Genomic DNA, 7310 nt, shown 5'->3' with positions numbered 1-7310 from the left:
TTTTGAATATTTTCCAAGACTTCGCGAGAGAAGAAATCAGCTATCAGGAACCTTAAGCGGTGGTGAACAACAGATGCTTGCCATCGGACGGGCTTTGATGTCAAAACCTAAACTCTTGCTAATGGATGAGCCTTCAATGGGTTTAGCCCCCTTGCTGGTGCAAGAAATTTTCAATATCATTCAAGAAATCAAAAAAAGCGGGACAACAATATTGCTCGTTGAACAAAATGCAAATCAGGCTTTACAGATTGCAGATCGTGCTTATGTACTTGAAACCGGTAAGATAACCATGTCCGGTGATGCAAAGACACTGCTTAATGACGATAGTATTAGAAAAGCCTATTTAGGAGGCTAGTAAAACATTAGCCACTTGATGCTCGAAAGGGTATTCTCGTAAAAACCTCCCCTGGTAAGTTGATCGACCAAGGGAGGTTTTATTTTTTAAGGGGTACAGATATCTTTTAGTTCTACAAAGAGCTTTTCGATAATTTTTTTAAATTGATCATAATAAAGTTTAATCTGATCTGTATCCTCATCCGTTAAAGCCCTTTGAAGAGATACTGCAGTTACATATAGTAATTTGGCACCAATGCTGCCTGAACTGCTCTTAATTTTGTGTATAATTTGGATGCCTTCGTGATATTGACCTTGGTCAATGGCATTCGTCAATGTTTCAAGAACGTCTTGATTTTCATCCCAATAGCTTTTTAGAATGGTTTGATAGAGTTCGCGGTTGCCTCCGATAAGTTTGAGGCCGCTCTCATAGTCTAGGATTCTTTCGGGAATCTTATCAGCGGTCAAAGTGAATTGAGGTGTTTGATCAGAATATTCTGGCCCCGAAGATTGTGTCTTAATATTTCCAGGATCACTAGAAAGTACCTTTGATGGTGACTTGAGAAGTTCTTGCGAATGAATAGTAGAACTTAGTACAGTCTTGATCTTCTTCACAAAGAGTTCAGGTTCAAAGGGCTTTGTTATAAAGTGTGTAATGCCTGAATTGAGACATTTTTCTTTGACACCTGTCACCGCATCTGCAGTCATCGCGATGATTGGGATATCTTGATTCATCTGTCGGATTTGTGCACTTGCTTCATAACCGTTGAGGACGGGCATGTGTAAGTCCATTAATATAAGATGAAAGTCATCTGAATGCGCCTTAAAATAATTGACGCCTACCTCGCCGTTATCAGCCAATGTTACAACATAGCCGCTTTGTTCCAATAATGATTTAGCGATAAACTGATTGGTCAAATTATCCTCGACCACAAGAATGTGATAAGGAAAATCAGAAGTTTCAGGCTCAGTGAGTATATCTTGAGCGGTTTGGTTGTGAATCTCAATAATATTAAACTTAAACAATTCCACAATGCCATTATAGAGCACAGAAGGGATAATGGGCTTCGCGATGCCTAGATTTAATGATGCCGCTTCAAGCGTATCATATAAATCATCTCGCGCTAGTGGCACGAGTAGTATTGTTTTTGGGAAATCGGCCATAATAATTTTTGCTCTTAGTTTTTTACAGAATTCAATACCGTTTGCTTCTGGTGATTCATAATCGACGATAAGGAGATTATAGGGTTTGCTACCAAGTTGAATTGATTTTTCTAAAAACTCTATTGTGCGTTCCTCTGTCTGTGCAAAATCCGCGACGATATTAAAGGATTGTAGGTATTCTCTTAGTAAGTTTGTATAGAAATGAGACTGATCAAAAACGAGAGCTCTGATGTTTTTAAAATAGAGCGCTGCTTGGCTTTTTCGTGCCTCATAGTCTTTATTGAAGTCCATTTCAAGAGGGATTTGGATGTTAAATGTTGAGCCGACACCCAGTTCGCTATATACATCTATTTTTCCGTTCATAAGCTCTATGAAGTTCTTGACGATGGACATGCCTAGACCAGTGCCACCGAAGCGTCTACTAATACTGGAGTCTGCTTGACTAAAGGGTACAAATAGTTGTTCCAATTGTTTTTCAGACATACCAATACCGGTATCCTTGATTGAAAATTCTATGATATAACAATCTTTGACTTTTGCAACAAGTCTGATGACAATTGACACTTGACCGTCTTTGGTAAATTTTAAGGCATTGTTGACGACGTTGAGGAGTACTTGACCTATTTTTTTAGGGTCGCCAATAAAAAATGTTGGAATACTGGCATCCTTGTGCATAGAAAACTCAATATGTTGTTCTTCTATTTTATAGGATACGATATTGATGACTTGCTCAATAATCTCATCTAAATTGAAGTTAATCGCTTCGAGTTCAATCTTTCCGGACTCGATTTTTGAAAAGTCTAGAATATCATTGATAATGCTGAGCATATCCTTTGATGCACGCGTAATCTTGTCCAAATAAAGTTTTTGGGTTGTAGTAAGGTCTGTTTTTCTCAGAATATATGACATGCCAGTAATCGCATTAAGGGGTGTCCTTATTTCGTGAGACATTCGCGCCAGAAATATGGATTTGACTTGGTTTGCAAATTCAGCTTCTTCTTTTGCGACTTTTAAATCGGCCTCTACCTGCTTTCTGAAACGGACTTCTTTTTTTAATTTGAATATCCAGTATGAAGAAACGATAAAGACAATTAGCACAATCGTTCCAATGATGCTTGCTATTTGATAAATTAATTTGTAATTGACCTTGCTGTCAACCCCAATCCAAGTGTTATTGATGGTAATTTGCTCTTCCTTAGTAATATTTGCCAAGGCCTTATTGATAATACTAATAAGCTCTGGCCAATCTTTTCGAATGGCAAAGTGAAGTGATTGGGGCAGCTGATCTTCAATAGTTACATAGTTTAGGTTTGTAATCCCAATTTCCTTAGCAATATAATTAGAGGTTGCAAAGTTTCCGATAAAAGCATCTTCTTTTCCTTCTGAGACTGCTCTTAAGCCCTCTTCAACGGTTGAATAAAGGGTTAAACTTAAATCGGGATAGTCTGTCAAATAACTATGATGGGAACTGTTTTTTTGTACTGCAATACGCTTGCCTTTTAAGTCGTTAAAAGACTGAATTTCCATATTTTTATTGTTGACAAAAATAACCCTATAGGTATCAAAATAAGGGTCAGAAAACAGAAAATAATGCTCTCTTTCACTGGTCTTCAAGACGCATGATAAACCGTCCAACTCGCCTAATACAGCTTTTTCATATGCTTTTTCCCAAGTGAGATTTTTAGTAACTTCAAATTGCAGGCCTGTTTTTTCAGAAATGAGCTTTATGTAATCAGCAGCAATGCCCTTGTAATTGCCATCAGAATCAAGGAATTCATATGGATAGAACTTGGGGTCCACTGCTAGGTAAATCACTGGATGTGTTTCAATAAATTCAATTTCATCAGGCGTTAGAGGTAATGCTGAGTTATCAGAAGCTGTAAACATGATTTGAAAGTGAAGCATAAATAGGATTAGAAAAATCAGAAGCAATCGTGTTTTGGTATAAAACTTCATGAGCGCCTCCTTACTGTTGAGATTGATTGAATTTAATGGCAATTAAACGAATTTCGTCTTGAATTTCTGTGAAGGCGTCAACGATGTCTGGATCAAAGTGTTTACCACTGTTTTCAAGAATATAGTTAAGCGCAATTTCATGACTAAATGCTTCTTTATAAACACGTTTGCTAATAAGAGCATCGTAGACATCTGCAATTGCCATAAGTCTACCCGGTAGTGGTATTTTTGTGCCCTTGAGCCCGTGAGGATATCCAGAACCATCAAATTTTTCATGATGTCCACAAATGCATTCCATGGCAATTTTTACAAAACTGGGGATTTGTTCGGTTTTCATTTCGATTTTAAGGGCATTAGCCCCTATTTCGACATGTTGTTTCATAACTTCGTACTCGTCATCGGAAAGTTTGCTAGGTTTTAAAAGGATTGAATCAGGTATGCCAACTTTTCCGATATCATGAAGGGGTGCTGTTTCAAAAACTTCCTTAATATAATCATCGGTGAGAAGTTCTTTATATTCAGGTTTCATCCTCAAATGTTCACAGAGCAATTTAATAATCCACTGGGTTCGGTGTGTATGATTGCTGGATTCTAAATCGCGAATTTCAAGTAGGTTCATAAGTGCTTTGATGGTGATACTTCTTGTGAGTAGAAGTTCTTCAGTTCTTTCCTGTACTGTATGGTCAAGTTTTGTATTAATTTCTTCCAGAGCACGACTTGCTCTTTTGAGATTAACATGAATTTGAATTCTTCTTTGCAAAGATTCAAGGTTTAAAGGCTTTCTGATATAATCAACTGCACCAAGTTCAAGGCCCTTTATTTCATTTTCAAGTTCATCGTAGTTGGTTAAAATTAATACTGCAATTTTGCCTAAGCTTGGGATAGATCTCATGGCTTCAAGAACAGCAAAACCATCCATTCTTGGCATATTTAAATCAAGGATCATGATATCGATATTGTCATCAGTATTTAGTATTTGCATTGCTTCAACCCCATCATTAGCGGTGATGAGTGTGTATCCATTTAGAATGCTTTTAATCAGAATTATATCTGTATTTGAATCATCGACGATTAAAATTTTAATATCCATCGCAATGCCTCCTATGTTAAGGATTGAGTATTTTATTGCCCTCATTTTCGATTTGGTCAAGAAAATCATTTATGGACAACTCAGAGTTTAAGACTTTGTGTAAACCGGGCTGGTAATATTCTTCCTTGATAATTTGCCACTTTGAAACAGGGACATCGATACTTGGATCATTAAAGCCGCTGAGGAAGGGCAGATACTTCGTATATTCGCTTGAAGTCATAGACTCCGCTATGTCCTTACGCATGGGCACTCTAAATGGATAATAGGCATCGTGCTCAGGGCTATATTCACCTTTAAAGACCTTTTTCTGAGATTCAGGTGAAATTAAATAATTTATAAAGTCTATAGAGACACTTTTCATATCTTCAGGCATATCTTTGGATATGCTGAGCATAATAGGACCCACTTCAGGTTTTAAACCGATTTGAGTTAGGGGAATTACACCAATTTCAAAGGGGGCAATGTTTTTATCAATATCTGTCACACCCCAAATACCCTGAAATTCAAAGGCAATTTTGCCTTCTCTAAAATAGTTCATCACCTCGACCCCCGTATCTTCATGCCAGGTTGCTTGTGCATAATGACCAAGTGTATCCTTATAAAAACGAATTGCCTCAACCGTGCGTGGCGTGTTAATGACAACTTGCTTCCCTTGATCATCAACCAGTTTAGAACCAAAGGCATAAATAAATTGGTTTACCATCCATGATACGTCATTATGGTCAGCACCAACTAAACCAATGCCCTTTGCCTGGGTTGATGTTTCAATTGCCTCCAAAGCGGAAACAAGTGCATCGAGACTATCCAATGCCTGCAGGTCAATATTTGCAGCCTTCACAAGATCCATATTGTAAATTAGACAGATTGAATGTCCAAGCCAGGGGATGCCGTACACTTGATCATCAACTTTGCCAAGTTTCCAAATTTCCGGATAAAAGTTATCCGATGATGCAGAGAAAACATCTGATAAGTCTGTTAGACTGTCCATCTCGCCATAGTACTTGACAAGACGGTATGGCAGAGCATAAATCATAGGCCTTTCATTGTCTTGGAGCATTGAAGTGATGTCGGTCATGTTTTCGTCACCACCAAGGATTTGAATTTCATAATCTGAGGAATAAGTTTGGTTGAACTCATCTGCAAAAGCCTTAATGGCATTGCCGCGACCAGAGTAGTCAGGCCATGTAATTCGGAAATACAGTGGCTTCTTTGAAACCGTTTCTTCCGGGGGAGTGGAAGGGGTGCAAGAGACCAATAATAGAGACAGTATAATAAATAATAAAGTGGGTAACATCAATATGTATTTTTTAGAACGCATCTGTGACACCTCCTGTTAGATTACTTGAAAGGGTCATTAAAAAAGATATAAGATTCTTAGTCTAGATACCCAATTAGTATAGGGCGATAACATGTGCTTGCTTATTATTGAAAAACTTTTAAGGGTAAAGAAATAAAAATAAGGCATTTTTATTTCGCTGACCTTAATACTTTGATAAAATAGACACAACAATTATTGAGCAAGCTAAATCGCAATTAGATTTCAAATTGAAGGAGTGAATATATTGCCGTCTAAGAAAATGCTGCAGGGGAATAGTCAATATATAAAAGAGTGGGAAAACTTCATTAAAACTGGTGAGGTAGATGCTTCTGTTATGCGAAGAGAAATCATAGATTCATGGCATAGAAGCAAGAAGTACGGCGTTGACCCTCTTAGCACCAAAATTAAGATAGAACTCACTGGACACAAACTTGAACAGACAAAAAATGTATTCAAACCAATTTTGGACATTGCACTCCCATTTATGGAAATGATCTATGATGCAGTGGGTGAGATTGGTATGGTAGTGAGCTTTACGGATGCCGATGGCTTTATTATGGCAAGCTTGGGAGATGAAAATGTGTTTTCAGAGCTTCAGCTTCACACGGGTAAGAATATATCTGAAGAACAGGTTGGCACAAATGCCATAGGCATTGCCCTTAAAAAGGGTGTTGCACTTCAAGTATTGGGTGCTGAACACTATAGAAAGGCCTATCATAAAAAAACCACTTCAGCAGCACCAATCAAAGACGAGTTTGGAAACGTCTTAGGGGTTCTTAGTATGTCGGGTGAGTGTTCAATGGTGCACCCTCATACACTCGGTATGGTCTTGGCATCCTCTCTTGCCATTGAGCATGAACTCAAGCTCAATCAGAGAAATGGTGAGCTAAGACGGGCAAATGAACATCTAGATGCAATCATGCAAACCATTTCCGAAGGCATAATGACCATAACCTATGAAGGCATCATAACAGACATCAACTATTTCACCAAGAAGCTCTTTAGGAAAACCTATGATGAAATGGTTGGGGAGCACATAGATGATATCGTTAAAAAGCCTGTTCTCGAAATGATAAAAAAGGAGACATCGTCAAACGAAGAAAAAGAGCTACAGTTTTTTTCAAATGGCAGAAAGCGCACCGTTCTGATTTCGTTTAAGCCCATTTATTCTCAAGATAAAAGCATAAAAGAGTATCTTATTACCATAAGGGAAACCAAAAAGGTATACTCGCAGGTCAACAAGTTGTTTGGTTCTAAGGCAATCTACACCTTTGATGATATCTTGGGTGATAGTAAAGAAATCAATGATTCGATTAGGTTAGCCAAACTTGTGGCTATGACAGATGCGACAATTTTGCTACATGGCGAAAGTGGAACTGGTAAGGAGATGTTCGCGCAGGGTATTCACAATGAATCACAAAGAAAAAACAACTCTTTTGTTTTTATAAA

General features: G+C 37.9%; 5 protein-coding genes. 2 read left to right on the top strand and 3 right to left on the bottom strand.

What is annotated here, in order from left to right:
* The coding region (locus tag AC220I_RS15495) for an ABC transporter ATP-binding protein (protein ID WP_486724766.1) at positions 1-355 on the top strand (355 nt) is incomplete at its 5' end.
* 86 nt (positions 356-441) lie between these two features.
* Here the strand turns inward: AC220I_RS15495 and AC220I_RS15490 are convergent.
* The 3 genes from AC220I_RS15490 to AC220I_RS15480 are packed head-to-tail and all read right to left on the bottom strand — an operon-like array spanning position 442 to position 5861.
* Complete coding sequence (locus AC220I_RS15490) at positions 442-3453, bottom strand: response regulator (protein ID WP_486724765.1); 3012 nt, start codon at positions 3451-3453, stop codon at positions 442-444.
* A gap of 10 nt (positions 3454-3463) precedes the next feature.
* Positions 3464-4543 (bottom strand): HD-GYP domain-containing protein, encoded by a 1080-nt coding sequence (locus AC220I_RS15485; protein WP_486724764.1) that lies wholly within the window; start codon positions 4541-4543, stop codon positions 3464-3466.
* A 16-nt stretch (positions 4544-4559) separates the two neighbouring features.
* Entirely contained in the window at positions 4560-5861 is a 1302-nt protein-coding gene (locus tag AC220I_RS15480; protein WP_486724763.1) for an ABC transporter substrate-binding protein, read from the bottom strand.
* A gap of 244 nt (positions 5862-6105) precedes the next feature.
* Between AC220I_RS15480 and AC220I_RS15475 the strand changes: the two genes are divergently transcribed.
* The coding region (locus AC220I_RS15475; RefSeq protein WP_486724762.1) for a sigma-54-dependent Fis family transcriptional regulator at positions 6106-7310 on the top strand (1205 nt) is incomplete at its 3' end.

It is taken from the genome of Fusibacter sp., from assembly GCF_057447755.1.
This window is presented reverse-complemented; position numbering and strand designations above follow the sequence as displayed.

What these genes read in the sequence shown, in the direction of transcription:
- AC220I_RS15480 (WP_486724763.1), bottom strand. Translation starts at nt 5,861, where the DNA reads ATGCGTTCTAAAAAATACATATTGATGTTACCCACTTTATTATTTATT.
- AC220I_RS15490 (WP_486724765.1), bottom strand. Translation starts at nt 3,453, where the DNA reads ATGAAGTTTTATACCAAAACACGATTGCTTCTGATTTTTCTAATCCTA.
- AC220I_RS15485 (WP_486724764.1), bottom strand. Translation starts at nt 4,543, where the DNA reads ATGGATATTAAAATTTTAATCGTCGATGATTCAAATACAGATATAATT.